The sequence below is a fragment of the Burkholderia cenocepacia genome, from assembly GCF_900446215.1.
Lineage (GTDB): Bacteria > Pseudomonadota > Gammaproteobacteria > Burkholderiales > Burkholderiaceae > Burkholderia > Burkholderia cenocepacia.
In genome coordinates this window covers 1,915,488-1,938,325 of the sequence record NZ_UAQZ01000001.1, presented here as the reverse complement: position 1 = coordinate 1,938,325, position 22,838 = coordinate 1,915,488, and the positions used below count along the sequence as shown (strand labels likewise).

Here is a 22,838-nt window from a genome sequence, read left to right as displayed (position 1 = left end):
GGATGCAATTCGTCGCGTTCAAGCAGATGGGCTACGAGTATCTGCTGATGCTGCTGTTCGTCGGGCTGCAGATCGTCGTCGAGGCGATCTTCCTGCTCGGCGCCGCGATGCGCAAGGATCATCGCGATTTCGAGCACCGCTTGCCGAACGTGATTCTCGGCATCGGGCTTTCGATCGTACTGCTGGCGATCGATCTCGCGATCCAGCTTTCGTTCTGACCACCGGCGGGCAGGCGCCCGCCGGCGAGGGCGAGCGCGCTCAGGCGAGCGCGTCGCGCAGGCACGTCGCGACGGCGGCCAGCACGTCGTCGGTCCGCTCGCGGTGCGGCAGGTGTCCGCAGCGGGCAAGCAACAGGAACGACGACGGCCCCGCGACGCGCGCGGCGATCCGCTTCGGATGCACGTCCGACCCGTATTCGTCGTCTTCGCCGTGAATCGCGAGCGTCGCGCACTGCACGCGCGGCAGGTCGTCGTCGAGATTCCAGTCGCGAAACGCCGGCGACAGCCACGTGTCGACCCACGCGCGCAGCACCCATTCGGCCTTGTCGCCGTGATAGCGCGCGAGCCGGTCGAGTTGACCCGGCTCGTCGAACTGCCGCCCCGCGTCGCGAATGCCGGTCAGCGTGCGATCCTCGACGAACGCCTGCGCGGCGACCGTTACGAGCGCACGACACCGCTCAGGGTACGCGGCCGCACAGCCGACCGCCATCCCGCCGCCGACGCTGTGCCCGAACGCGACGAACGCGTCGACGCCGAGCTGTTCGAGTACCGCGGCGAACGCACGGTCGGCTTCGTCGCGCACGAACGTCGTGCCGAGCATGCCCGGATGCCGATCGGAACGGCCGAAACCGAGACGGTCGTACGCGATCACGTCGCGCTGCGTCGCGCGAGCGAGCTGCGCGGGGAAGTCGCGCCACAGGTCGACGCAGCCGAGCGAATCGTGCAGCAGCACGATCGGCGCGGCCGGCCCAGGCGCCGCCGCGGGCTGCGCCGGCCCCGCACGCCAGCGTTTCGCAAAGAGACGCCCTTGCGGCGTCTCGACGGTCGTCTCCTCGGTCAGGATATCGGTCATGTGTCGATCGTCTGCATGAGAGCGGCCGCGCGCCGGCGGCCGCATCGAATCCGCGCATGGTGGCCCGCCGGCGCGCGCAGCGTCAAGCAAGCCCCTACGGCCCGCGCGCTCATTCGGGCTGCGGCGGCAGATATTCCATCCGCGCCTCGTCGTACAGCCGGTAGATCAGCGCCTGCATCGCGCGGATGTCCTCCGATTCGTCGAGCGCGCGCATGCTCATGATGATCGGCGACACGAGGTTCGGATCGTCGAGCGGCTTGTAGCTGATGTCGTCGCGCTTGAGCCCGTACACGCTGTGCGGCACGACCGACACGCCCTCGCCCATCGCGACGAGGCCGAGCGCGATCTGCAACTCGCGCGTCTCGTAGATCCGGCGCGGTTGCAGCGCCCGATCGTGAAAGGCCGCGAGCACCTGGTCCGCGTAGCTCGGGCGCGGCGCCTTCGGAAAGATGATCAGCGTGTCGTTGACGAGATCGTGCAGCGACAGCACCGGTTTCGCGCTGTCGAGCACATGGCCGACCGGCAGCGCGACGATCATCCGCTCCTCGCGCAGCACGACGCGCCGCACGCTCGGGTCCTCGTGGCGGATGCGTCCGAACCCGACGTCGATGCGCCCTTCCTTGAGCGCCTTGATCTGGTCCATCGTCGACATCTCGTGCAGGCTCAGCTCGACGGCCGGATATTCGCTGCGAAAGCGCCGGATGATCTTCGGCAGCATCCCGTACAGCGTCGAGCCGACGAAACCGACCGACATGCTGCGCTCGATCTTGCCGACCCGCTTCGTCATCGATTCGAGTTCGGTCGTCTGCGCGAGCAGTTGCACCGCGTGCGAATAGAAGAAGCGTCCGGCATCGGTCAGCTTCAGCGGCCGCGCGTTGCGCTCGAACAGCGGCACGCCGAGCGCCTCCTCGAGCTGCTGGATCTGCCGGCTCAGCGGCGGTTGCGCGATATGCAGCCGTTCCGCCGCCCGCGTGAAATTCCGCTCTTCGGCCACCGCGACGAAGTAGCGGAGATGTCTCAACTCCATGTTCGAATCCTCCCGGGACAGGCAACGGACGCTCACCCGGCACCGCGCGAACGGCGCCCGCACCGCTCACCCTCGCCGGCTATCCGTACCGGCCTCCTCGATCGCCTGCTTCCCGATCCCGTCACGATACCTCAGCCGGCGCCGGTCCCGGCGCAAGCAGCGTCGTGCTCGCGGCGACGCGCGGGGCTGCGCAAAGCAAAACGGGAAGCCGCGAGGCTTCCCGTTCGTTCACCGACGCCGCACGGCGGCATCGTGTCGACCGCATCACCCCTCGGTCGCGTACAGCGCATCGCGCTGCTCGTGGCTCAGCGAGTCGAGCGGCACGTCCGGCAACTGATAGCAGATCATCGTGCCGTACAGCTCGGCCAGGCAGTTGCTGCCGGCGTCGAGCGCGTAGCCGTCCTCGCCGTCCGGCGCCGGCGGGTACACTTCGCGCCACGCGTTGATCGCGGCTTCGATTCGCACGATGGAAACGGGTCCGGCCTTCCGCTCGGCGGGTGATGCGCTCATGGATTCCTCTGGGTTGCGCGCTCCGCGGGCCGTGCCGGCCCGGCGGGAGCGATGAAAACGCCGGGCCGCTCGCCGGCCGCCGCGCGGCGCGCGCCGGATGCCGATCCGCGCCGCGCCTGTCGCGCCGGCCGGGCCGTGGCCCGGTAGGGTCGGGCAATATAACCGGCTTTGACCCCGTGCAGGCAAAAGCCGGGCAAAAAAAACGGGAAGCGCGCGGCTTCCCGTTTCGTCGACCGTCGCGCGGCCGCCTGCCGCGCCGGCATCAGCCTGTGGTTTCGCGGTTCGCCACCGGCTGCCGCTGCGCGCCGCGATTCGCGGCGATCCACGGCGCGATCTCCATGTCCTCGTAGCGCACGAACCGGCTCTTCTTCAGGAACCGGAAGCCGAGCCACACGACGACGAACAGCGGAATGCCGACATAGGTCGCGGCCACGCCGGCCCAGTCGATCCGGTTCGCGAGGAACGCCTGGTAATCCTGGCCGAGCGCGATCACGAGGCACAGCACGAACGCGAACAGCGGGCCGAACGGGAACCACTTCGACTGGTACGGCAACTGGTCGAGCGCATACCCCTGCTTCACGTAGCCCTTGCGGAACCGGTAGTGGCTGACCGCGATGCCGAGCCACGCGATGAAGCCCGTCATCCCGGACGTGTTCAGCAGCCACAGGTACACGGTCTTGTCGCCGTACAGCGACGTGAAGAAGCACAGCGCGCCGACGGCGGTGGTCGCGTACAGCGCGTTGCGCGGCACGCCGCCCGGCGACAGCTTCGCGAACACCTTCGGCGCGCGGCCTTCGGTCGCGAGGTTGTAGAGCATCCGCGTGGACGCGTACATGCCCGAGTTGCCGGCCGACAGCACGGCCGTCAGGATCACCGCGTTCATCACGCCGGCCGCGAAGGCCAGGCCCGCGTGACGGAACACGAGCGTGAACGGGCTCACGCCGATGTCGGTCACGTCCGTCTTCAGCAGGTTCGGGTCGGTATACGGAATCAGCACGCCGATCACGAAGATCGCGAACACGTAGAACAGCAGGATGCGCCAGAACACCTGGCGCACCGCGCGCGGGATCGTCGTACGCGGGTTTTCCGATTCGCCGGCCGCGACGCCGATCAGCTCGGTGCCCTGGAACGAGAAGCCCGCGATCATCGCGACGCCCATCAGCGCCGGCAGGCCGCCCGCGAACGGTGCGTCGCCGATCGTCAGGTTGCCCCAGCCGTTGGCCGGCGCGCCCTTCAGAATGCCGAAGATCATCAGCAGCCCGACGCCGATGAACGCGACCACGGTGACGACCTTGATCAGCGCGAACCAGTATTCGGCTTCGCCGAAACCGCGCACGGTGAGCGCATTGAGCAGGAACATCACGCCGAGGAACGCCGCGCTCCACCACACGCCCGGCACGTCCGGAAACCAGTAGTGCATCACGAGCTGCGCGGCGACGAGCTCGACCGCGATCGTCACCGCCCAGTTGTACCAGTAGTTCCAGCCGAGCGCGAAGCCGAAGCCTTCATCGACGTATTTCGCGCCGTAGGTCGCGAACGAGCCCGACACCGGCATGAACGCGGCCATCTCGCCGAGGCTCGTCATCAGGAAGTAGACCATCAGGCCGATCAGCATGTACGCGACCATCGCGCCGCCGGGGCCGGCCTGCGAGATCGACGCGCCGGACGCGACGAACAGGCCCGTGCCGATCGAGCCGCCGATGGCGATCATCGTCAGGTGGCGCGCCTTCAGCGCGCGATGAAGCTTGGGTGGGTTCGCGGGCGAACCGGGTTGGTCGGAATTCGGAATTGCGGACATAAACGAGACGAACGTTGAGCGGGCCGGCATCCGTAGCCGGCGCATGCGGAATCGGAGCGCGGCGCGCGTCCTGCGATGCATTCGATGCGGCCCCGATACGCGTTGCGCGGCGGGCGCCTGCGGCGAAGCGCGGATTCTACCTGATTCGATACGGGGACAGCTGAGGTGGCCCCGCCCGCCGCCCCGCCGGAGATTTCGCGGAATCAACGGGTTGGCCGCGTCGGCGCGGCCACGGTCGCACGTCGTTGCAAAGACCCCGATTACGAACGGGTCATTCGATATTCGTTTTTCCGGTCACGACCTAATCCTGTCCCGATCCGCCAAATACCGCGGCAATACGCAAAATCGACCGATCAATACACCATTAATCAGACAAAAAGCCCGACACTGGTCATTGATTCAAATCAAATCGCCCGCGCGCCATGCGGTAATGATGCGTAACCGTTTCGAATCGCCGTATCCGCATGCATGTTTTGCATGCGCACGCGAAATTCAGGAATTCGCGGGATAATGACGCTTAATTCGAAATAATCCGCGCGCGGAACCGCAACGACGCGACCAGCCGCCACCCGCCACCCCCGAGGATGAAGTCATTCCCGCTGCCCGCCACGCTGCGCCGCCATACCGCGTCGGTCGTGGCACGCATTCTGTCGCCCCGCGGCGTACTCGTGGCGGGCATCGTCCTGCTGATGTTCAGTTGGGGACTTTCCACGTCGCTATTAATCGAGGCGCGCCGCGACGCGTATGACCATGCGGTCGAAAATGCGCGCAATCTGATGCTGCTGATCGAACGCGATATCGCGCGCAATATCGAACTCTACGATTTGTCATTACAAAACGTCGTCGACGGCGTGGCCGATCCGGAACTGATGACATTGCCGCCGCGCCAGCGCCACCGGCTGCTGTTCGACCGCGCGGCCACCGGCGCCTATCTCGGCTCCATTTTCGTGATGGATGCGCACGGCAATATCGCGATCGATTCGAGCGCATCGCCCGCGCGGCAAGGCAATTTCGCCGACCGCGACTATTTCGCCGTGCACCGCGACCGGCTCGTCCCCGGCCTCTACATCAGCCGGCCGTACGCGTCGCGGCTGCGCGGCGGCGCGCTGACGATCGCGCTGAGCCGCCGGATCAACCGGCCCGACGGCACGTTCGCCGGGATCGTCGTCGGCACGCTCAGCATCGACTACTTCCGCGCGCTGCTCGACGGCCTCGCGGTCGGCCGGCACGGCAGCGCGGCGATCGTCGAGGACAACGGCACGCTCGTGTCGCGCCTGCCGTACGACACGCGGGTGGTGGGCCTCGACCTGCACGACTCGCCGCTGTTCGTCGACGCGCAGCGCAGCCGCGACGGCGAGCTGAGCGGGGTCGGCGCCATCGACGGCGTGCGGCGCGTCTATGTTTACAAGCATCTCGCCGGGCTGCCGCTGATCGTCGACGTCGCGCCCGCCGAGATCGACATCTATGCGTCGTGGCAGCACCGCGCGGTGTGGACCGTCGTGCTGATGAGCCTGTTTACGGCGTTCATCGCGTGGGGCTCGCTCGCGCTGTCGCGCGAGCTGAAGCGCCGGCAGGACGCGGAATCGAAGCTGTACCGGCTCGCGCACACCGATTCGCTGACGGGCCTCGACAACCGCGGCACGTTCGATGCGGTGCTCGCGAAGGAAGCCCAGCGCGCGTCGCGCAGCGGCCGCCCGTTGTCCGTGCTGTTCGTCGACGTCGATCACTTCAAGGCGTTCAACGACTACTACGGCCATCCGGCCGGCGACGACGTGCTGCGCCAGGTCGCGCAATCGCTGTCGCGCTGCCTGCGCCGCGACAGCGATCACGTCGCGCGCTACGGCGGCGAGGAATTCGTCGTCACGCTGCCCGACACCGACGCGCCGGGCGCGGCGACCGTCGCCGAAGGCATCCGGCGCGCGATCGCGGGGCTCGGGATCGAACACGTGAAAAGCCCGTACGGGCGCGTCACGGCCAGCATCGGCACGGCCACCGCCGCCGACGGCCGGATGAACGCCGCGACGCTGCTGCGGCGCGCCGACGAGGCGCTGTACCGCGCGAAGTCCGGCGGCCGCAACCGCGTGCTGGACGCACTGTCGAGCGCGGCCGACGCGTGACCGCGAGGTGCGCCGTGACCTGACGCGGCCGCCGGCCGCCCGGCCCGTCGGCGCCGCCGTGGACAGCCCGCGCGCGTTCGGCTAGCGTTACGTCAGCTGCGCAGGCGGCGCGGCGCCGGCCCGCGCGGGCCGCCGTGCGCGTCCCGGCTCCCTCGACTCCGTCATGACCGCCCCGCTCCCGACCCGACTGCCGCCGCTCGTGCGCCACGCGCTCCGCCCGCTGCTCGACCCGTACCGCCGCTACCGGCACGCGAAGCTGATCCATGCGGCGCGCGTCGCGCTCGCGATTCTCGTGTCGATCGCGCTGTCCACCGGCCTGCGCGTGCCGCACGGCGAGTGGTCGACGATTACCGTGCTGATCGTCGTCGGCGGGCTGCAACATCACGGCAATATCCGCAAGAAGGCGGCCGAGCGCGCGCTCGGCACGTCGATCGGCGCACTGGCGGGGCTCGGGCTGATCCTCCTCTACTCGTTCCTGCACGCGCCGTTCGCGATCTACCTGCTGATGGCCGTGGGGTGCGGTATCTGCGCGTATCACGCGATCGGCAAGGCCGGCTACATCGCGCTGCTGTCGGCGATCACGATGGTGATCGTCGCCGGGCACGGCGACAACGAGATCGTCGACGGCCTGTGGCGCGCGGTGAACGTGCTGGTCGGCATCGCGATCGCGCTGGCGTTCTCGTTCGCGCTGCCGCTCTATGCGACCTACTCGTGGCGCTACAAGCTCGCCGACGCGCTGCGCGCGTGCGCGGCCGTGCATGCGCGGCTCGCGGGCGACCGCCACGTGAGCGACGACGCGCACCTGAAGGAAATGGCCGCGCTGAGCGCGCTGCTCGTGCAGTTGCGCTCGCTGATGCCGTCGGTGTCGAAGGAGTGCGAGACGTCGATGGCGCAGCTCGAGGCGATCCAGCGCAGCCTGCGCCTGTGCATCGGTTATCTGGAGATCCTGTCGAGCGCGCTGCCGGCGCGTGACGACGTGGCGGCCCGCGAATACATGCGCGTCGAGATGAAGGGCGTGAACCGGCGCATCCGCGACACGCTGGTCGGAGCGAGCCGCGCGCTCAAGTTCGGCACGCCGAGCCGGCTGGCGCCGCGCCGCCGGCCGGCCGACCCGCCGCACGACGCGCCGCCGCCGCCGTTGTCCGGCTACGTGTCGATCACGGCCAAGCTGGCCGGCGAAGTCGACCAGTTGCGCGAGCGGCTGCTCGATACCGCGCGGTCGTGGAATATCTGAGGCGCCCGCTTCACGCGCCTTCCTTTCATATGCCTTTCGGCACATCGACGCGGCGCGCCGGCGACGCTGGGCACGGCCGGCCACCGATCCGGCCCCGGAAATCCGGCCCGCGGCCGGTTCGTCCGCGCGTTTTCGGCGGCGATGCAACGCCGCCCCGCACGGCGTTCTCCACCCGGTTAACCGCCCGTCAGGCCCGCCGCGACAGGCGCGACGACGGTTCCGCACCAAAATCAGCCCTTGCCCCAACTTCCCGGACAGCCGATACTCGCATATTCCGCGAAATACGATCCCACCGGCTTCAATCCACGGTAATTCCTATGAGCACGATTCTCGAAAGCCTCCCGACCGGCCAGAAGGTCGGTATCGCCTTCTCCGGCGGCCTGGACACCAGCGCCGCGCTGCACTGGATGAAACTGAAGGGCGCCGTCCCGTACGCATACACGGCGAACCTCGGCCAGCCCGACGAAGACGATTACGACGCGATCCCGAAACGCGCGATCGAATACGGCGCAGCCGGCGCCCGCCTGATCGACTGCCGCGCGCAGCTCGTCGCCGAAGGCATCGCGGCGCTGCAAAGCGGCGCGTTCCACATCACGACCGCCGGCGTCACGTACTTCAACACGACGCCGATCGGCCGCGCCGTGACGGGCACGATGCTCGTCGCCGCGATGAAGGAAGACGGCGTCAACATCTGGGGCGACGGCAGCACGTACAAGGGCAACGACATCGAGCGCTTCTACCGCTACGGCCTGCTCGTGAACCCGGATCTGAAGATCTACAAGCCGTGGCTCGACCAGACGTTCATCGACGAACTCGGCGGCCGCGCCGAAATGTCCGAATTCATGAACCAGGCCGGCTTCGCGTACAAGATGTCGGCCGAGAAGGCGTATTCGACCGACTCGAACCTGCTCGGCGCGACGCACGAGGCGAAGGATCTGGAAAGCCTCGAAAGCGGCATCAAGATCGTGAACCCGATCATGGGCGTCGCGTTCTGGCGCGACGACGTGAAGATCGCCGCCGAGGAAGTGACGGTGCGCTTCGAAGCCGGCCAGCCGGTCGCGCTGAACGGCGTCGAGTTCAACGATCAGGTCGAGCTGCTGCTCGAAGCGAACCGCATCGGCGGCCGTCACGGCCTCGGCATGAGCGACCAGATCGAGAACCGGATCATCGAGGCGAAGAGCCGCGGCATCTACGAAGCTCCGGGCCTCGCGCTGCTGTACATCGCGTACGAGCGTCTCGTCACCGGCATCCACAACGAGGACACGATCGAGCAGTACCGCGAGAACGGCCGCCGCCTCGGCCGCCTGCTGTACCAGGGCCGCTGGTTCGACCCGCAGGCGATCATGCTGCGCGAGACCGCGCAACGCTGGGTCGCCCGCGCGATCACCGGCGAAGTGAAGATCGAACTGCGCCGCGGCAACGACTACTCGATCCTGAGCACGAAGTCGCCGAACCTCACGTACCAGCCGGAACGGCTGTCGATGGAGAAGGTGGCGTCGACGTTCTCGCCGCGCGACCGGATCGGCCAGCTGACGATGCGCAACCTCGACATCACCGATACGCGCGACAAGCTGCGCGTGTATTCGCAAGTCGGGCTGCTGACGCCGGGCGAAGCGTCGGCGCTGCCGCAGATCAAGGGCGACGGCGACAAGTAAGTCGCTGCGTTCGACGCCGTGCCGCATCGCTTGCATGCGGCACGGTCGGGCAGGTTGCCGTGTGGCGCATCGTTGCGCACGCAGCCTGCCGCTTCCCCGCTCCCCGCCTGTCCGCTTTCCCTTCGTATTCGCATCCCGCCGCGTGACGCACCAACGGCACTGCGCCGCCGCGCCAGTCATGGCAAGCTGCGAGTCGTCCGATTTTCTGCGTCGACTCATGGCCCCCCTTACCGTCATCCACCTGAACGGCCCGATCAACAGCGGCAAGACGACGATCGGCCTCGCGCTCGCACGCGTGCTGCCCGACGCGCGCTTCATCGACGGCGACGATCATGATGCGCCCGAAGACGCACCGTTCGACGTGCAGTGGGCGATTGCGCTCGAACGTCTCGTCACGCGGATCGCGAACGCGCGCGAACGCCATCTGGTCATCGCCTATCCGATCGGCGAAGCGGAATTCGAACGGCTGCGCGCGGCCTGCGAGGCGCGTGATGCGCGCCTGTTCGTCGTCACGCTCGCGCCGCCCGAGGCGGTCGCGGCGTCGAATCGCGGCGCGCGCGCGTTGACCGACTGGGAGCGCAACCGGATCGCGGAGATGTATCGCGAGGGCTATGCGGCGCGGCCGTTCAGCGAGATGGTGCTGGATACGTCCGCGGCGACGCCCGACGCGTGTGCGGCGCGCATCGCGCGGCAGGTCGCGGCGACGGCCTCGTAGCGACTGCGTCCGCATGCGCCTTCCGGCCCGCACGCGAACATGCGCTGACGCTGACGTTCCCGCCGGCCGATCGCGCGCCACCGCGCACGAAGCCGGACGGATACGTCACGCGCCCGTCGGGCTGCCCTGCCGCGCGCACATTGCGGCGCTCACGAGTGATGCCGCACGCCCGGCACGGCCGCTTCCCGCGCCCCTTTGCGGCTCAGCATCAGCGTGACGACCGCCGACACCGCGAGCGTGCCAGCCACCACGTACAACCCCGCCGCATATCCGCCCGTCGCATGCTTGAGCCAACCGATCGCGAACGGCCCGACGAATCCGCCGAGATTGCCGATCGAATTGATCATCGCGATCCCCGCGGCCGCGCCGGCCCCCGACAGGAACGCACTGGGCATCGCCCACAGCGGCGCCTTCGCCGCACTGATCCCGATGTTGACGACGACCAGCGCGAGCACGGTCAGCAGCGCCGTACTCGCCTGCGCCGCGAACACGAACCCGATGCACGCCAGCACACATGGAATCACGACGTGCCAGGTGCGCTCGCCGGTGCGATCCGAATGTCGCGCCCACACGATCATCGCGACCACGGCGGCGATGCTGGGGATACCGGTCAGCAGGCCCGTCTGCAACGCGGTGAAGCCGAACTGCTTGACCATCAGCGGCGCCCACAGCCCGAGCGTATAGAGCCCCGCCGACGTGCCGAAGTAGATCAGCGCGAGCGCGAGCACGCGCGGATCGCGCAGGGCCTGCCACGCACCGGCCGTGTGCCCGACGTGCGTGTGGCGTGCGTCCGCTTCCGCTTTCAGCTTCGCGATCAGCCAGTCGCGCTCGTCGGCGCGCAACCACGCGGCCTGCGACGGCGCATCGGTCAGGCGCTTCAGCACGACGAAGCCGAGTACGACCGCCGGCAGGGCTTCGACGATGTACAGCATCTGCCAGTCGGCGAGGCCGAACATCGGCGGCATCTGCATGATCGCGCCCGACAGCGGCGAGCCGATCGCGGTCGAGATCGGCGCGGCCGCCATGAACCACGCGGCGGCCACCGCGCGCTGCTTCGCGGGGAACCACAGGCTCAGGTACAGGATGATGCCGGGGAAGAAACCGGCTTCGGCCATGCCGAGCAGGAAACGCAGCACGTAGAAGCTGGTCGGGCCGGCCGCGAACGCGGACACGGCCGACACGATGCCCCACGTGATCATCACGCGTGCGATCCAGATGCGCGCGCCGACGCGGTGGAGAATCAGGTTGGACGGCACTTCGAACAGGAAGTAGCCGATGAAGAACAGGCCGCCGCCGAACCCGAACGCGGTCGGCGACAGGCCGATCGCCTGGTTCATCGTCATCGCGGCAAAGCCGACGTTGACGCGATCGAGAAAGCTGACGAAGTAAAGCAGCATCACGAACGGAATGATGCGCCACATCAGTTTCCGCGCGACGCGGGTTTCCAGATCCGCTTGCATGTGTCTCCTCCTTCGAGGTCGGACCGTGCGCCGTCGGTCGATCGACCGCGAGCGCCGGCCGGCGCCCGGCTCGCGTCGGATGCGCGAGTCGCGGGCAGAAAAAATGCCGAGTGACGCGAACGGGCGGCGCGCGGCTGGCATGCGCACATGCGCGCGCCGACCGCGCCGCGCCGCCGTCAGGCCGCCACCGCCGCGTTCGCGACGCGCTCGCAGACGGCCGCCGTCACCTGCGCGGTCGTCGCGCGGCCGCCGAGGTCGCGCGTATGCAGCGACGGGTCGGCCGTCACGGCCTCGATCGCCTGCATCACACGCGCGGCCGCTTCCGTCTCGCCGAGATGCTCGAGCAGCATCACGACCGACCAGAACGTGCCGACCGGATTCGCGAGCCCCTTGCCCATGATGTCGAATGCGGAGCCGTGGATTGGCTCGAACATCGACGGATAGCGGCGCTCGGGATCGATGTTGCCGGTCGGCGCGATGCCGAGGCTGCCCGCGAGCGCGGCGGCAAGATCGCTGAGGATGTCCGCGTGCAGGTTGGTCGCGACGATCGTGTCGAGCGACGCCGGGCGGTTGACCATGCGCGCGGTTGCTGCATCGACGAGTTCCTTGTCCCACGTCACGTCGGGAAACTCCTGTGCGATCTGCTTCGCGATCTCGTCCCACATCACCATCGCATGCCGCTGCGCGTTGCTCTTCGTGATGACGGTCAACAGCTTGCGTGGGCGCGACTGCGCGAGCCGGAATGCGAAACGCATGATGCGTTCGACGCCGGCGCGCGTGAGGATCGACACATCGGTCGCGGCCTCGATCGGATGGCCCTGGTGCACGCGGCCGCCGACGCCCGCGTATTCGCCTTCGGAGTTCTCGCGCACGATCACCCAGTTCAGGTCGTCCGGCCCGCAGCGCTTCAGCGGCGCGTCGATGCCCGGCAGGATGCGCGTCGGACGCACGTTCGCGTACTGGTCGAAGCCCTGGCAGATCTTCAGGCGCAGCCCCCACAGCGTCACGTGGTCGGGCACGTCCGGATCGCCCGCGGAGCCGAACAGGATCGCGTCCTTGCCGCGCAGCGCGTCGAGACCGTCGGCCGGCATCATCGCGCCATGCCGGCGGTAGTAATCGGCGCCCCAGTCGAAATCCTCGAACTCGAACGCGAAGCGGTCGCTGCCGCGGGCCAGCGCCTCCAGCACCTGCTTGCCAGCCGGCACCACTTCCTTGCCGATGCCGTCGCCGGGAATCGTTGCGATACGGTAGGTCTTCATGCGGACATCCTCGATTGATCGTGAGCGTGAACGCACTTTACCGAACCGGGAGTGTAGAAACCGGGGCTATACTCAAAGCATCTTTAACTTCAATTCACGAATCCCGTCATGGCGGATACCGTCCAGCCGGCCGATCTCGGCTTCTTCTCGACGCTGGCCGCGTCGGGCAGCCTGAGCGCGGCCGCGCGCGAACTCGGGCTGACCGCGGCGGCCGTCAGCAAGCGGCTCACGCAGATGGAGCGGCGCGCGGGCGTGACGCTCGTCAATCGCACGACGCGGCGAATGATGCTGACGCCCGAAGGCGACGTGTACCTCGAGTACGCACGCCGGATCCTCGACCAGATGGACGAACTCGGCGAACTGCTCGGCAGCGCGAAACAGCGGCCGAAAGGCCTGCTGCGCGTGAATGCGACGCTCGGGTTCGGGCGCAGCCACGTCGGCCCGGCGATCTCGCGCTTCGTCGCGCGCTATCCGGAAGTGTCGGTGCAGTTGCAGCTGTCGGTGATGCCGCCACCGCTCACCGACGACGCGTTCGACGTGTGCATCCGCTTCGGCGAACCGCCCGACACGCGCGTCGTCGCGCGGCGGCTCGCGCCGAACCGCCGGCTGCTGTGCGCGGCGCCCGCGTATCTCGCGCGGCACGGGACGCCCGGCACGCCGCACGACCTGACGCGGCACAACTGCATCGGCATCCGGCAAGGCGACGAAGGTTACGGCGTGTGGCGCCTGACGAGCGGACGCGGCGCGGCCCGCCACACGGAAGCCGTGCGGATCAACGGTAACCTGACGACGAACGACGGCGAGATCGCGGTGAAATGGGCACTCGACGGGCACGGCATCCTGATGCGCGCGGAATGGGATCTGCGCGACTATCTCGCCGACGGGCGGCTGGTCGTCGTGCTGCCGGACCATGAAACGCCGAGCGCCGACATCTATGCGGTGTATGCGCAGCGGCACCAGATGTCCGCGCGGATTCGCGCGTTCGTCGATTTTCTGGCGGAAGAATTGGGACGGCTGACGGCGATCTAGGGCGGCGGTTCCCTACCCGTGGCAGCGTACGGTTTCGGGTCGCGGCGTATCGCTGCACGGATGTTCACCTGGCCTACGCGGGCCATATTCCGGCGAGTTTCGTGCTGCGTCGCCCAACTATCGACATCATCCGATACGTACCGGATGGCCCGCGCGTTACGCCTCGCAACCATTTGAGGACTTGCCGTCGGCATCCCGCCGTCAGGCTGCCGCGACCAGTCCGCTGTAGCGGTCGCAGGGAGCGGCGGCATCCTGCGCCGGCCGCCACCCTGCCGCCCCCGCCGCCGCCAGCCCTGTGTGTTCCTTCCCGGCCTGCACGAAACGCTCCGCGATCCAGTCGACGAACGCGCGCACGCCGGGCGACACATGCGGGCGCTTCACGTAGACGACCGACACGGCGAGCGCATCGGGTTGCCAACACGGCAGCACCTCCCGCAGCCGTCCCGCCTCGATCAGCGGCTGCGCGGCGACGCGCGTCGGCTGGATCAGTCCGAGGCCGTGCACGCCGCAGGCGAGATACGCCTGCTCGTCGTCCACGCTGACGATGCCGTCGAGCCGCACCTTGCGCACCGCGTCGTCCACCATGAACTCGAGCTCCGCCGGACGCTGGCCGAACACGTGCGATCCGCAAATCGCACGATGCGCGCCCAGATCGTCGGGTGTGCGCGGCACGCCGAAGAGGTCGAGATACGCGGGGCTCGCGCAGGTCACGCGCTCGAGCGCGCCGAGCCGGCGCGCGACGAGCGACGAATCGGGCAGCGCACCGAGCCGGACGCTGCAATCGATCGCGTCGCCGATGCGGTCGCCCGCGCGCCCGGCCACGGCGAGCATCAGCTCCAGATCGGGATGCCGGCTATGAAATTCGCCGAGCGCCGGCAACACGATCGCGCCCGCCACCGACGCCGGCAATTCGACGCGCAGCGGCCCGCTCGGATGCAGCGCGGCGCCGCGGATGCTCGCTTCGAGCTCGTCGACGTCCGCCGTGATGCTGACGCAGCGCCGGTAATACGCGTCGCCTTCGGGCGTCGGCCGCAGCGCGCGCGTCGTGCGCACCAGCAGCGGCATGCCGAGCGCCGCTTCGAGCTCCTGCACGGTGCGCGTGGCGGTGGCGCGCGAAATGCCGAGCGCCTGCGCCGCGCGCGTAAAACTGTTCATTTCGACGATGCGCGTGAAGATGCGCATCGCGCGGATCGGATTGTCCACCGGACACCTCTGCATGGTTGCACTCTGCCGCGGCGCGCGTTCGCGCACCGTGCGTGCGTGTCGATGTCGACGCAAGCCGCGCGACCGGCGCGGCCGTCGGGTCAGGCGTTCGCCGCCGCGACGCCGGGCGCCGGTTCGGCGAGCAGCCGTTGCGCGAGCGCCAGCGCGTCGTCGCGGCTCGCCGCCGCGTTCAGCGGATACCCCCAGACCTTCTCGAAGGCACCCGAAAAGGCATTGAGCGCCACGCGCCGCGCCGCATTGGGCTCGATCGCGATCATCCCGGGAATCCATTCGCGCGACAGCGCGCGGTTGGCCTTGCTCCACTTCGCGAGCTGCTTGCGCATCTCGTGATCGTTGTCGGCGCGATCGTCGCCGGACGGCGCATCGTCGGTCAGAAGAACGAAGCGTTCGCGGCGCGCCAGCAGCGCGTCGAGTTCGGCAAGCAGGCGGGCGGGATCGGTGTGGGTCGAGCCGCTGTAACGCAGCCAGACAAACGGGAATTCAGTCGTGACGATTTGCATGTTGGCCTCCAGATGAGAACGATTCTCATTTTATGGATCGAGACCTCATGCGTCATTTCTCATCCCGGCCAACTGCTTTTTCAATCCGGCCAACCGTGCGCGGGCGCGCAGCCCGGCGGTTCAGCGTTGCCGGTCGGTCAGGAATTGCGTCGGCGGCTTGCCGGTCGCCTTGCGGAACATCGTGACGAAGCTGCTCGCGCTTTCGTAGCCGAGATCGATCGCGATCTGGTGCACGCGGCGGCCGGTCGTCAGCATCCGCAGCGACAGCGCGACGTGCAGCCGCCGGCGCCAGTCGCCCAGGCTCATGCCGAGCTCCCTCGTCGCGAGCCGCGTCAGACTGCGCTCGCTGATGCCCGCGCGCCGCGCGAGCTCGGGCAGCGGCGACTTGTCGGCCGGGTCGTCGAGCAGATGGTCGATCAGCTTGCGCAGCCGGCGGTCGGCTGGCATCGGCAGGTACAGGTCCTCGACCGGCGCCGCGACGAGTTCGTCGAGCAGCGTCGCCACCAGCCGCCCTTGCGGCCCGTCGACGTCGTACAGATTCGGGAAGCTGGCCGCCTTCAGCAGCAGTTCGCGTAGCAGCGGCGACACGCCCAGCGTGCAGCAGCGCGTGGGCAGGTCGAGCGCCGCGTCGGGTTCGACCAGCACCGCGTAGAAGGTCGCGCCGGCCGAGCCGCGCGCCGCATGCGGGACATCGCCGGGAATCCAGACCGTGCATTGCGGCGGCGCGGTCCACACGCCGCCGTCGATCTCGCAATAGACGACGCCCGTCAGCGTGTAGAGCAGCTGCGCCTGGCGATGGCTGTGCCGCTCCAGCCGCCATTCGGGCTCGACGACCGAGCCGCCGAACACGACGAGCGGACGCGGCACGTGATAGACGTCGGCGTCCGCGGCGGGATCGGTGGTCGGTGGAAGGTCGCGCATGGAACGACGGGTCGTGAAAAAAGGCCGGACGCCGGCGCGTCCTGTCGTGCTTATACCAGAAAGGCGCGGCCGCAGCCGCGCCGTTCGAGGGCGCCTGCACCCGCGCGCCGAACCGAATACAATGCCCCGATCCCCCGCCGCTGCGCGAACCTGCCGGAGCCGCCATGTTCGACCTGACCACGCTGACCACCTTCACCGCCGTCGTTCTGGGCCTGTTCCTGATCCCCGGCCCCGCCGTGCTGCTCGTGCTGAGCCGCACCGTGCAGGGCGGCCGCAAGACCGGCATCCTGACCGGCCTGGGCGTCGCGAGCGGCGACTTCGTGCATACGCTGTTCGCGGCCGTCGGGCTGTCCGCGCTGCTGATGACGTCGGCGCTCGCGTTCAACGTCGTGAAGCTGGTCGGCGCCGCGTACCTGATCTATCTCGGCGTGCGCGCGCTGCTGGAGAAACCGTCCGATCCGTCGCTGCCGCAGGTGTCGCCCGTCACGCCGCTCAAGGCGTACCTGCAGGCGATTCCCGCCGAAGTGCTGAATCCGAAAACCGCGCTGTTCTTTCTCGCGTTCATGCCGCAGTTCGTGCATCCGGAACGCGGCTCGACGTTCGTGCAGTTCGCGGTGCTCGGGCTGATCTTCGTCGTGCTCAGCTCGCTCTACACGACGCTGATCGCGTGCTCGATCCGCCCGCTCGGCCGCATCGTGAAGCGGCTCACGTGGCTCACGCGCTGGCAGGGCAAGATCATCGGCTCGATCTTCATCGCGCTCGGGCTGCGCGTGGCCGTGCAGCAGCGCTGATGCGCATGAGCGTATGACGCCCGCCGGCGCGGACCTGCTCTATACCGACCCGCGGCTCGTCGCGGTGTACGACCTGTTCAACGCCGGCGATCGGGACTTCGCGTTCTACGCCGCCGCGATCGGCGCCACCCGGCGACGCGTCCTCGATCTCGGCTGCGGCACCGGCACGTTCGCGCGACGGCTCGCGGCGGCCGGGCACGACGTCGTCGCGATCGATCCCGCGCCGGCGATGATCGATTACGCGCGACGCCAGCCGGGCGCCGACGCCGTACGCTGGTTCGCGTGCGCGCTCGACGGCCTGCCGCCGGGCACGCCGTTCGATGCGGTCGTGATGACCGGTCACGCGTTCCAGTGCCTGCTGACCGACGACGACATCGACGCGACGCTGCGCGGCGTGCGACGCGTGCTCGCCGACGGCGGCCGCTTCCTGTTCGACACCCGCAACCCGCGCACCGAACCGTGGCAAGCATGGACGCCCGCGCAGTCGGCGTGCCGCATCGAGTCGCACGAATTCGGCATCGTCGATCTCCATCACGCGGTGCGGGCGATCGACGGCGCGATCGTGACGTTCGACACGCACTACCGCTTCCGTCGCGACGACACGCTGCTGACGAATACGAGCCGGCTGCGTTTCATCGCGCAACCTGAACTGCAGGCGCGCGTGATCGCAGCCGGATTCCCGGCGGCCGACTGGTGCGGCGACTGGGACCCCGCTCCGTTCGACGAAGCGACCAGCGCGGAGATCATCGCGATCTGCCGCGCGTGAGCGCGAGCGCGTTCCGCCGCCGCGTCAGCCCGCCACGGGCAGCGTGTCCACCGCGTACGCATGCCGGATCGTGCGGCCCAGCACCGGGTCTTCCAGCTCGACCTCGAACCGCTCGGCCGGCCGGATGCCGCCGATCGCCGCGAGCGTGCCGCACAGCATCGCGGTGCCGTCCTCGAAGCGGCCGCCATGACGCGCGAATTGCGCGAGCAGATCGTCCGGCGCGCGCATCGCGGTCACGTTGCCTTCCTGATACAGCACGCGCTCGCCGTCGATCGTCGCGTACGCGCGCAACACCAGTCGATCCCAGTGACCGGCCACGTCGTCGAGCTTCCACAGCGTGTTCGCGCACGGCTTGCCGCACATCTGCTTCGACACGGTGATGCCGTACGTCTCGACCTCGCGATCGGTGTGATCGGACGCGATGCCGACGAAGGTCTCGCCGCCGTCGCGCACCAGCACGAATTCCGCTTCGCCGCTGCTCTGCCCGCCCGCGACCTGGATCGCCGGCGACGGATCGAGGCGATCGGCGGCAACGCGGTAGAACACCGGCGTCGTCGCCGGGCGCTTGACGCCGAGTGCTTCCAGCTCGCGGATATGCTTTTCCATGGCGACCGTATCGCGGCCGGTCCAGCCCGCGATCACGAGCGTGTCGATCGCGATCGCGCGCTCGGTGCGGCCGTCGCGACCGTCGATCGCGAACGTGATGGTTTTCATCGAATGCTCCTCGTCGCGGGCCGCGCGATCCCGCGGGCCCGCTGTCTGTCATTGATCGACCGGGCTCACGCCGGATCGTAATAGTGGATCTCCAGCAGCACGCAGCCGCCGTTCGACTTGAACGGGCCGTGCCATGCGCCGGGCGGGCGCACCGCATACGTGTAGCCCTCGAACGGCGTGCCGCCGTTGCCGTGCTCGTCGTTGCCGACGGTCAAATCGCCTTCGACCAGAAACACCTCTTCCCAGTAGTCGTGCACGAACGGCTTCTGCGTATGCAGCCCCGCCGGCAGGCGCAGCAGGCGCGTGCGGCTGCCGCGCTTGCGCTCGGTGTCGAGCGCGCCGGACAGGATCAGCTCCTGCGCGCCGGACGCCGGGTCATAGCCCTCCGGCAGGCGCCAGTCGCGCTGCATGTCCAGCGTGTGGAATTCGTCGTGAAGCTTGTTGATGGCCATCTTTCTCTCCTGATTGCGATAGCGGGTGAAAGGAGTTGCGATGCGGCTAGTCAAGCGGCACGCGGCGTCGACAGTTCCTGGTTCAGCGAATAGCTGCCGAGCATCGAATCGACCAGATGCGACGCGCGCTGCCAGTCGTACGTGCGATACGCATGGCCCTTCGTGACGAACGACGCGCCGGCATAGAACAGTTCGTACTGGTTGTGGCGCGACGCGAATTCGGAACCGACCGCGTCCCACGCGAGCTTGAAGAGCTTCACGCGATCCTCGGACGAGCACACCGGCGACTTCTGCGTCTTCTCGATGATGCGCAGCAGGTCGGGGTTCTCGAAATCGCGCACGCTGGACGGCAGCATGATCATTCCGCCGCCGGCGAGCTCGCGCAGCGTGTTGAGCACTTTCGAATAGAGTTGCTGCGTGACGACCTGCGAGCCGTACAGCATGTTGCGGTCGGGCACGTAGAAGCCGTTGACGACCGTGCCCTTCGCTTCCATTCCGTAGACCCACGCCTCGACCATCGATGCTTCGGCCGCGAGCTGGCCCAGCGTCTCGCGCACCTGCGGGAACGCGTTCGTGCCGTTGACCTCGGAGATCTTCAGGCCGAGCCCGACGAGAAAGCGCAGCTTCGTCATCAGGCGCACCTGGCATTGATAGTTCTGGTACACGTGCGCGGGTGTCGCGTGGAACTGCTTCGCGCACATCGCGGTATTGCCGGCGACGAAGATCCGCTCCCACGGCACCTTCACGTCGTCGAAATACAGCACCGCGTCGTTCTCGTCGAAGCGGCTCGACAGCGGGTTGTCGAACACCGACGTCGCGTGCTCCTCGTACGACTTGCGCGACATGATCTTCATGCCCTTCGCGTTCATCGGCACCGCGAACGACAGCGCATACATCTCGTCGCCTTCGCGCAGCGGCTGGATGCAGCTGCAGAACACCTCGTTCGCCATGATCCCGCTGGTCGCGAGCATCTTCGCGCCGCGCACCGTGATGCCTTCGGCATCCTGATCGACGATGCCGACCGCGAGGTACTTGTCCTCCTGCTCGTGCGCGGCCTTCGACTGGTTCGCCTGCGGATTCACGATCACGTAGGTCAGGAACAGGTCGTTGTCGCGTGCATAACGGTAGTAGTCGCGCAGCGCGCCGGCGCGCGCCGGGTCGTATTGCTCGAACACGTCGGCGCCCATGTACATGCCGGAGAGGCACGACGCGACGTGGTCGGGCGAGCGGCCCATGAAGCCGTAATGCAGCTCCGACCATGCTTCCAGCGCGGCACGGCGCTCGACGAGTTCGTCATAGGACGTCGGCAGTTGCCAGATCCGGCTGACGCGATTGCCGGAGTCGGGCGACACGAACGTCATCTTCTCGACGTTTTCGTTCTCCGCCTGATAGTCGTACAGGCTCGCGTAGCTGCGGATCGAATTGCGGAATGCCGCGTGCGCGGTCACGTCGCCGACCGGCTGGCCGTTCAGGTAGACCTGCCGCCCGTCGCGCAGCGACGCGATGTGCTGAGTGCCGTTCTTGATCATGATGCCCTCCTGGGTGGAATGAATCGTGGGTTGCGTTCACATGGCCGACGCGTACGCGCCGTCGAGCGCGCGGTAGCGTCCGCCGAAGAAGATCAGCGGACGCCCGTCCGGGCGCGCGCGGTGCCGCATCACGCGGCCGACGAAGATCACGTGGTCGCCGCCGTCGTATTGCGCATACGGTTCGCATTCGAACGTCGCGAGTGCATCGGGTAGCAGCACGCCGCCACCGTCGCCGGCCGCGCCGCCGCGCCAGCCCCACTTGTCGCCGTTCGCTTTCGCGAAGCAGTTCGACAGGTGCTGCTGCGTCTCGTCGAGCACGTTGACCGCGTAGCCATCCGCGCCGGCCAGCTCGCCGAGGCTCAGGCTGCGACGGTCGACCGAAAACAGGATCAGCGGCGGGTCCAGCGACACCGAATTGAACGACGCGACCGTGATACCGATCGGCATCCCCTCCTTGCGCGGGGCGGTAATCACCGCGACGCCCGTCGCGAACATCGACAGTGCGGCCCGGAAGCGCCGCTGCTCGTCGGCATCCGCGCCGGTTCCGGCATGGTTCTCGCTCATCTCGTCCTCCATGGGTTGCATTGCCGGATTCCGCCGAGGAATCCGCATCAACAAAGCACCGTTAATTAGCTTTGTTATTTAGCTTTTATTAAATGTAAACACAAGCCCCGGTTCAAGATGTCGTAAACCCTGATCTTGAAAGCTTTGTTTAAAAGACAACCCTACTCGCGGGATGGATGTTGCACGGCGCGCACGAATGTCCACGTACACTGCGGCAACCGTATTCCCCGGCGCTCGCGACCCATGCGGGACGCCGCCTTCCGGAGCCTCTTTCGATGCAATCCCGTCCGATCTACATGGACTACAGCGCGACGACGCCGGTCGATCCGCGCGTGGTCGCCAAGATGGTGCCGTTCCTGCACGAGCAGTTCGGCAACCCCGCCTCACGCAGCCACGCCTACGGCTGGGATGCCGAGCACGCCGTCGAGGAAGCGCGCGCGCACGTCGCCGCGCTGCTCGGCGCCGATCCGCGCGAAATCGTGTGGACGTCCGGCGCGACCGAAGGCAACAACCTCGCGATCAAGGGCGCCGCGCACTTCTATCAAGGCAAGGGCAAGCATCTCGTGACGGTGAAGACCGAGCACAAGGCCGTGCTCGATACGTGTCGTGAACTCGAACGCCAGGGTTTCGACGTCACGTACCTCGACGTGCGCGAAGACGGCCTGCTCGACCTCGATGCGTTGCAGCAGGCGCTGCGCGCCGACACGATCCTGGTGTCGGTGATGCTCGCGAACAACGAAACGGGCGTGATCCAGCCGGTGGCCGACATCGGTGCGCTGTGCCGCGCGCGCGGCATCGTGTTTCATTGCGATGCGGTGCAGGCGGCCGGCAAGATTCCGGTGGACGTGAATGCGCTGAACGTCGACCTGCTGACGGTGACCGCGCACAAGGTGTACGGCCCGAAGGGGATCGGCGCGCTGTACGTGCGCCGCAAGCCGCGCGTGCGCCTCGAAGCGCAGATGCACGGCGGCGGCCACGAACGCGGGATGCGCTCCGGCACGCTGCCGACCCACCAGATCGTCGGGATGGGCGAAGCGTTCCGGCTGGCGAAGGAAGAAATGGCGGACGAAAGCCGCCGCGTCGGCGCGTTGCGCGACCGGCTGCTGGCCGGCCTGTCGACGCTCGACGAGGTTTACGTGAACGGCGACCTCGCGCGCCGGATTCCGCACAACCTGAACGTCAGCTTCAATTTCGTCGAAGGCGAATCGCTGATCATGGGGATCAAGGGCGTCGCGGTGTCGTCAGGCTCCGCGTGCACGTCGGCGTCGCTGGAGCCGTCGTATGTGCTGCGCGCGCTCGGCCGCAGCGACGAGCTCGCGCACAGCTCGATCCGCTTCACGCTCGGCCGCTTCACGACCGAAGCCGAGGTCGACAGCGTGATCGCGCAGGTGCGCGACACGGTCGGCAAGCTGCGCGAATTGAGCCCGCTGTGGGACATGCATCTCGAAGGGGTCGACCTGGATACGATCGAGTGGGCCGCGCACTGAGCGCGGCGGCCGGCG

Annotated in this window: 21 protein-coding genes and 1 pseudogene; 9 read left to right on the top strand and 13 right to left on the bottom strand. The window is 68.0% G+C overall.

Going from position 1 to position 22,838, the window contains the following annotated elements; translation table 11 throughout:
* Positions 1–218 (top strand): annotated as a pseudogene (locus DTA15_RS09090) (hypothetical protein); the annotation flags it as partial.
* Between the two features lie 40 nt (positions 219–258).
* Here the strand turns inward: DTA15_RS09090 and DTA15_RS09085 are convergent.
* From DTA15_RS09085 to DTA15_RS09070, 4 genes are all read right to left on the bottom strand, one after another.
* Positions 259–1,071 carry an alpha/beta fold hydrolase gene (locus tag DTA15_RS09085; RefSeq protein ID WP_006493775.1) on the bottom strand — a complete coding sequence of 271 codons (813 nt, stop codon included), beginning with the start codon at positions 1,069–1,071 and terminating at the stop codon, positions 259–261.
* Positions 1,072–1,180: 109 nt separating this feature from the next.
* Entirely contained in the window at positions 1,181–2,098 is a 918-nt protein-coding gene (locus DTA15_RS09080; RefSeq protein WP_006482538.1) for a LysR family transcriptional regulator, read from the bottom strand.
* A gap of 264 nt (positions 2,099–2,362) precedes the next feature.
* Positions 2,363–2,608 carry a DUF3717 domain-containing protein gene (locus tag DTA15_RS09075; RefSeq protein ID WP_006482527.1) on the bottom strand — a complete coding sequence of 82 codons (246 nt, stop codon included), beginning with the start codon at positions 2,606–2,608 and terminating at the stop codon, positions 2,363–2,365.
* 262 nt (positions 2,609–2,870) lie between these two features.
* Positions 2,871–4,406 (bottom strand): amino acid permease, encoded by a 1,536-nt coding sequence (locus tag DTA15_RS09070; protein ID WP_006482272.1) that lies wholly within the window; start codon positions 4,404–4,406, stop codon positions 2,871–2,873.
* A 584-nt stretch (positions 4,407–4,990) separates the two neighbouring features.
* On the opposite strand from DTA15_RS09070, the gene DTA15_RS09065 reads away from it, so the two are divergent.
* The 4 genes from DTA15_RS09065 to DTA15_RS09050 all read left to right on the top strand — a co-directional run bounded on the left by DTA15_RS09065 (position 4,991) and on the right by DTA15_RS09050 (position 10,127).
* The gene (locus DTA15_RS09065) at positions 4,991–6,523 is read left to right on the top strand and encodes a sensor domain-containing diguanylate cyclase (RefSeq protein ID WP_006491554.1); all 1,533 of its coding nucleotides are present in this window, start codon (positions 4,991–4,993) and stop codon (positions 6,521–6,523) included.
* Between the two features lie 163 nt (positions 6,524–6,686).
* Complete coding sequence (locus tag DTA15_RS09060) at positions 6,687–7,757, top strand: FUSC family protein (protein WP_012493157.1); 1,071 nt, start codon at positions 6,687–6,689, stop codon at positions 7,755–7,757.
* Positions 7,758–8,074: 317 nt separating this feature from the next.
* The gene (argG, locus tag DTA15_RS09055) at positions 8,075–9,412 is read left to right on the top strand and encodes an argininosuccinate synthase (protein ID WP_006487483.1); all 1,338 of its coding nucleotides are present in this window, start codon (positions 8,075–8,077) and stop codon (positions 9,410–9,412) included.
* A 217-nt stretch (positions 9,413–9,629) separates the two neighbouring features.
* On the top strand, positions 9,630–10,127 hold the full coding sequence (locus DTA15_RS09050) for a P-loop NTPase family protein (protein ID WP_006487487.1): 498 nt from the start codon (positions 9,630–9,632) through the stop codon (positions 10,125–10,127).
* 149 nt (positions 10,128–10,276) lie between these two features.
* On the opposite strand, the gene DTA15_RS09045 is transcribed toward DTA15_RS09050, so the two are convergent.
* Together DTA15_RS09045 and DTA15_RS09040 are read right to left on the bottom strand one after the other, a co-directional pair.
* Positions 10,277–11,587, bottom strand: coding sequence for an MFS transporter (locus DTA15_RS09045; RefSeq protein WP_006487485.1), 1,311 nt, complete (start codon positions 11,585–11,587; stop codon positions 10,277–10,279).
* Between the two features lie 176 nt (positions 11,588–11,763).
* Positions 11,764–12,846, bottom strand: coding sequence for a tartrate dehydrogenase (locus DTA15_RS09040; RefSeq protein WP_012493156.1), 1,083 nt, complete (start codon positions 12,844–12,846; stop codon positions 11,764–11,766).
* Between the two features lie 108 nt (positions 12,847–12,954).
* Here DTA15_RS09040 and DTA15_RS09035 point away from each other — a divergent pair, with 108 nt between their 5' ends.
* Complete coding sequence (locus DTA15_RS09035) at positions 12,955–13,875, top strand: LysR family transcriptional regulator (protein ID WP_006490478.1); 921 nt, start codon at positions 12,955–12,957, stop codon at positions 13,873–13,875.
* Between the two features lie 201 nt (positions 13,876–14,076).
* Here the strand turns inward: DTA15_RS09035 and DTA15_RS09030 are convergent, their stop codons facing one another.
* From DTA15_RS09030 to DTA15_RS09020, 3 genes are all read right to left on the bottom strand, one after another.
* Positions 14,077–15,078, bottom strand: a complete 1,002-nt coding sequence (locus DTA15_RS09030) for a LysR family transcriptional regulator (RefSeq protein WP_006490457.1) — start codon at positions 15,076–15,078, stop codon at positions 14,077–14,079.
* A 101-nt stretch (positions 15,079–15,179) separates the two neighbouring features.
* Positions 15,180–15,599 (bottom strand): ATP--cob(I)alamin adenosyltransferase, encoded by a 420-nt coding sequence (locus DTA15_RS09025; protein WP_006490454.1) that lies wholly within the window; start codon positions 15,597–15,599, stop codon positions 15,180–15,182.
* Positions 15,600–15,719: 120 nt separating this feature from the next.
* The gene (locus DTA15_RS09020; RefSeq protein WP_006490459.1) at positions 15,720–16,520 is read right to left on the bottom strand and encodes an AraC family transcriptional regulator; all 801 of its coding nucleotides are present in this window, start codon (positions 16,518–16,520) and stop codon (positions 15,720–15,722) included.
* 164 nt (positions 16,521–16,684) lie between these two features.
* Between DTA15_RS09020 and DTA15_RS09015 the strand changes: the two genes are divergently transcribed.
* On the top strand, positions 16,685–17,311 hold the full coding sequence (locus DTA15_RS09015; RefSeq protein ID WP_006490488.1) for a LysE family translocator: 627 nt from the start codon (positions 16,685–16,687) through the stop codon (positions 17,309–17,311).
* 13 nt (positions 17,312–17,324) lie between these two features.
* On the top strand, positions 17,325–18,077 hold the full coding sequence (locus tag DTA15_RS09010; RefSeq protein WP_006490461.1) for a class I SAM-dependent methyltransferase: 753 nt from the start codon (positions 17,325–17,327) through the stop codon (positions 18,075–18,077).
* A gap of 24 nt (positions 18,078–18,101) precedes the next feature.
* On the opposite strand, the gene DTA15_RS09005 is transcribed toward DTA15_RS09010, so the two are convergent.
* The 4 genes from DTA15_RS09005 to DTA15_RS08990 form a co-directional block, all read right to left on the bottom strand.
* Positions 18,102–18,791 carry a DUF2848 domain-containing protein gene (locus DTA15_RS09005; RefSeq protein ID WP_006490484.1) on the bottom strand — a complete coding sequence of 230 codons (690 nt, stop codon included), beginning with the start codon at positions 18,789–18,791 and terminating at the stop codon, positions 18,102–18,104.
* A 65-nt stretch (positions 18,792–18,856) separates the two neighbouring features.
* Positions 18,857–19,243: a hypothetical protein gene (locus DTA15_RS09000; RefSeq protein WP_006490483.1), complete on the bottom strand. Its 387-nt coding sequence runs from the start codon at positions 19,241–19,243 to the stop codon at positions 18,857–18,859.
* Positions 19,244–19,293: 50 nt separating this feature from the next.
* Complete coding sequence (locus tag DTA15_RS08995; RefSeq protein ID WP_006490471.1) at positions 19,294–20,772, bottom strand: 4-hydroxyphenylacetate 3-hydroxylase family protein; 1,479 nt, start codon at positions 20,770–20,772, stop codon at positions 19,294–19,296.
* A gap of 36 nt (positions 20,773–20,808) precedes the next feature.
* A complete protein-coding gene (locus tag DTA15_RS08990; RefSeq protein ID WP_006496073.1) occupies positions 20,809–21,357 on the bottom strand; it encodes a flavin reductase family protein in 549 nt (182 codons plus the stop codon).
* Between the two features lie 254 nt (positions 21,358–21,611).
* Between DTA15_RS08990 and DTA15_RS08985 the strand changes: the two genes are divergently transcribed.
* Positions 21,612–22,823, top strand: coding sequence for an IscS subfamily cysteine desulfurase (locus tag DTA15_RS08985; protein ID WP_006490476.1), 1,212 nt, complete (start codon positions 21,612–21,614; stop codon positions 22,821–22,823).
* The last annotated feature ends 15 nt before the right edge of the window (positions 22,824–22,838 follow it).

Excerpts from the sequence above, each read along its gene's own strand:
- DTA15_RS09085 (WP_006493775.1), bottom strand. The coding sequence starts at position 1,071 with ATGACCGATATCCTGACCGAGGAGACGACCGTCGAGACGCCGCAAGGG.
- DTA15_RS09080 (WP_006482538.1), bottom strand. The coding sequence starts at position 2,098 with ATGGAGTTGAGACATCTCCGCTACTTCGTCGCGGTGGCCGAAGAGCGG.
- DTA15_RS09075 (WP_006482527.1), bottom strand. The coding sequence starts at position 2,608 with ATGAGCGCATCACCCGCCGAGCGGAAGGCCGGACCCGTTTCCATCGTG.
- DTA15_RS09070 (WP_006482272.1), bottom strand. The coding sequence starts at position 4,406 with ATGTCCGCAATTCCGAATTCCGACCAACCCGGTTCGCCCGCGAACCCA.
- DTA15_RS09065 (WP_006491554.1), top strand. The coding sequence starts at position 4,991 with ATGAAGTCATTCCCGCTGCCCGCCACGCTGCGCCGCCATACCGCGTCG.
- DTA15_RS09060 (WP_012493157.1), top strand. The coding sequence starts at position 6,687 with ATGACCGCCCCGCTCCCGACCCGACTGCCGCCGCTCGTGCGCCACGCG.
- argG (WP_006487483.1), top strand. The coding sequence starts at position 8,075 with ATGAGCACGATTCTCGAAAGCCTCCCGACCGGCCAGAAGGTCGGTATC.
- DTA15_RS09050 (WP_006487487.1), top strand. The coding sequence starts at position 9,630 with ATGGCCCCCCTTACCGTCATCCACCTGAACGGCCCGATCAACAGCGGC.
- DTA15_RS09045 (WP_006487485.1), bottom strand. The coding sequence starts at position 11,587 with ATGCAAGCGGATCTGGAAACCCGCGTCGCGCGGAAACTGATGTGGCGC.
- DTA15_RS09040 (WP_012493156.1), bottom strand. The coding sequence starts at position 12,846 with ATGAAGACCTACCGTATCGCAACGATTCCCGGCGACGGCATCGGCAAG.
- DTA15_RS09035 (WP_006490478.1), top strand. The coding sequence starts at position 12,955 with ATGGCGGATACCGTCCAGCCGGCCGATCTCGGCTTCTTCTCGACGCTG.
- DTA15_RS09025 (WP_006490454.1), bottom strand. The coding sequence starts at position 15,599 with ATGCAAATCGTCACGACTGAATTCCCGTTTGTCTGGCTGCGTTACAGC.
- DTA15_RS09020 (WP_006490459.1), bottom strand. The coding sequence starts at position 16,520 with ATGCGCGACCTTCCACCGACCACCGATCCCGCCGCGGACGCCGACGTC.
- DTA15_RS09015 (WP_006490488.1), top strand. The coding sequence starts at position 16,685 with ATGTTCGACCTGACCACGCTGACCACCTTCACCGCCGTCGTTCTGGGC.
- DTA15_RS09010 (WP_006490461.1), top strand. The coding sequence starts at position 17,325 with ATGACGCCCGCCGGCGCGGACCTGCTCTATACCGACCCGCGGCTCGTC.
- DTA15_RS09005 (WP_006490484.1), bottom strand. The coding sequence starts at position 18,791 with ATGAAAACCATCACGTTCGCGATCGACGGTCGCGACGGCCGCACCGAG.
- DTA15_RS09000 (WP_006490483.1), bottom strand. The coding sequence starts at position 19,243 with ATGGCCATCAACAAGCTTCACGACGAATTCCACACGCTGGACATGCAG.
- DTA15_RS08995 (WP_006490471.1), bottom strand. The coding sequence starts at position 20,772 with ATGATCAAGAACGGCACTCAGCACATCGCGTCGCTGCGCGACGGGCGG.
- DTA15_RS08990 (WP_006496073.1), bottom strand. The coding sequence starts at position 21,357 with ATGCAACCCATGGAGGACGAGATGAGCGAGAACCATGCCGGAACCGGC.
- DTA15_RS08985 (WP_006490476.1), top strand. The coding sequence starts at position 21,612 with ATGCAATCCCGTCCGATCTACATGGACTACAGCGCGACGACGCCGGTC.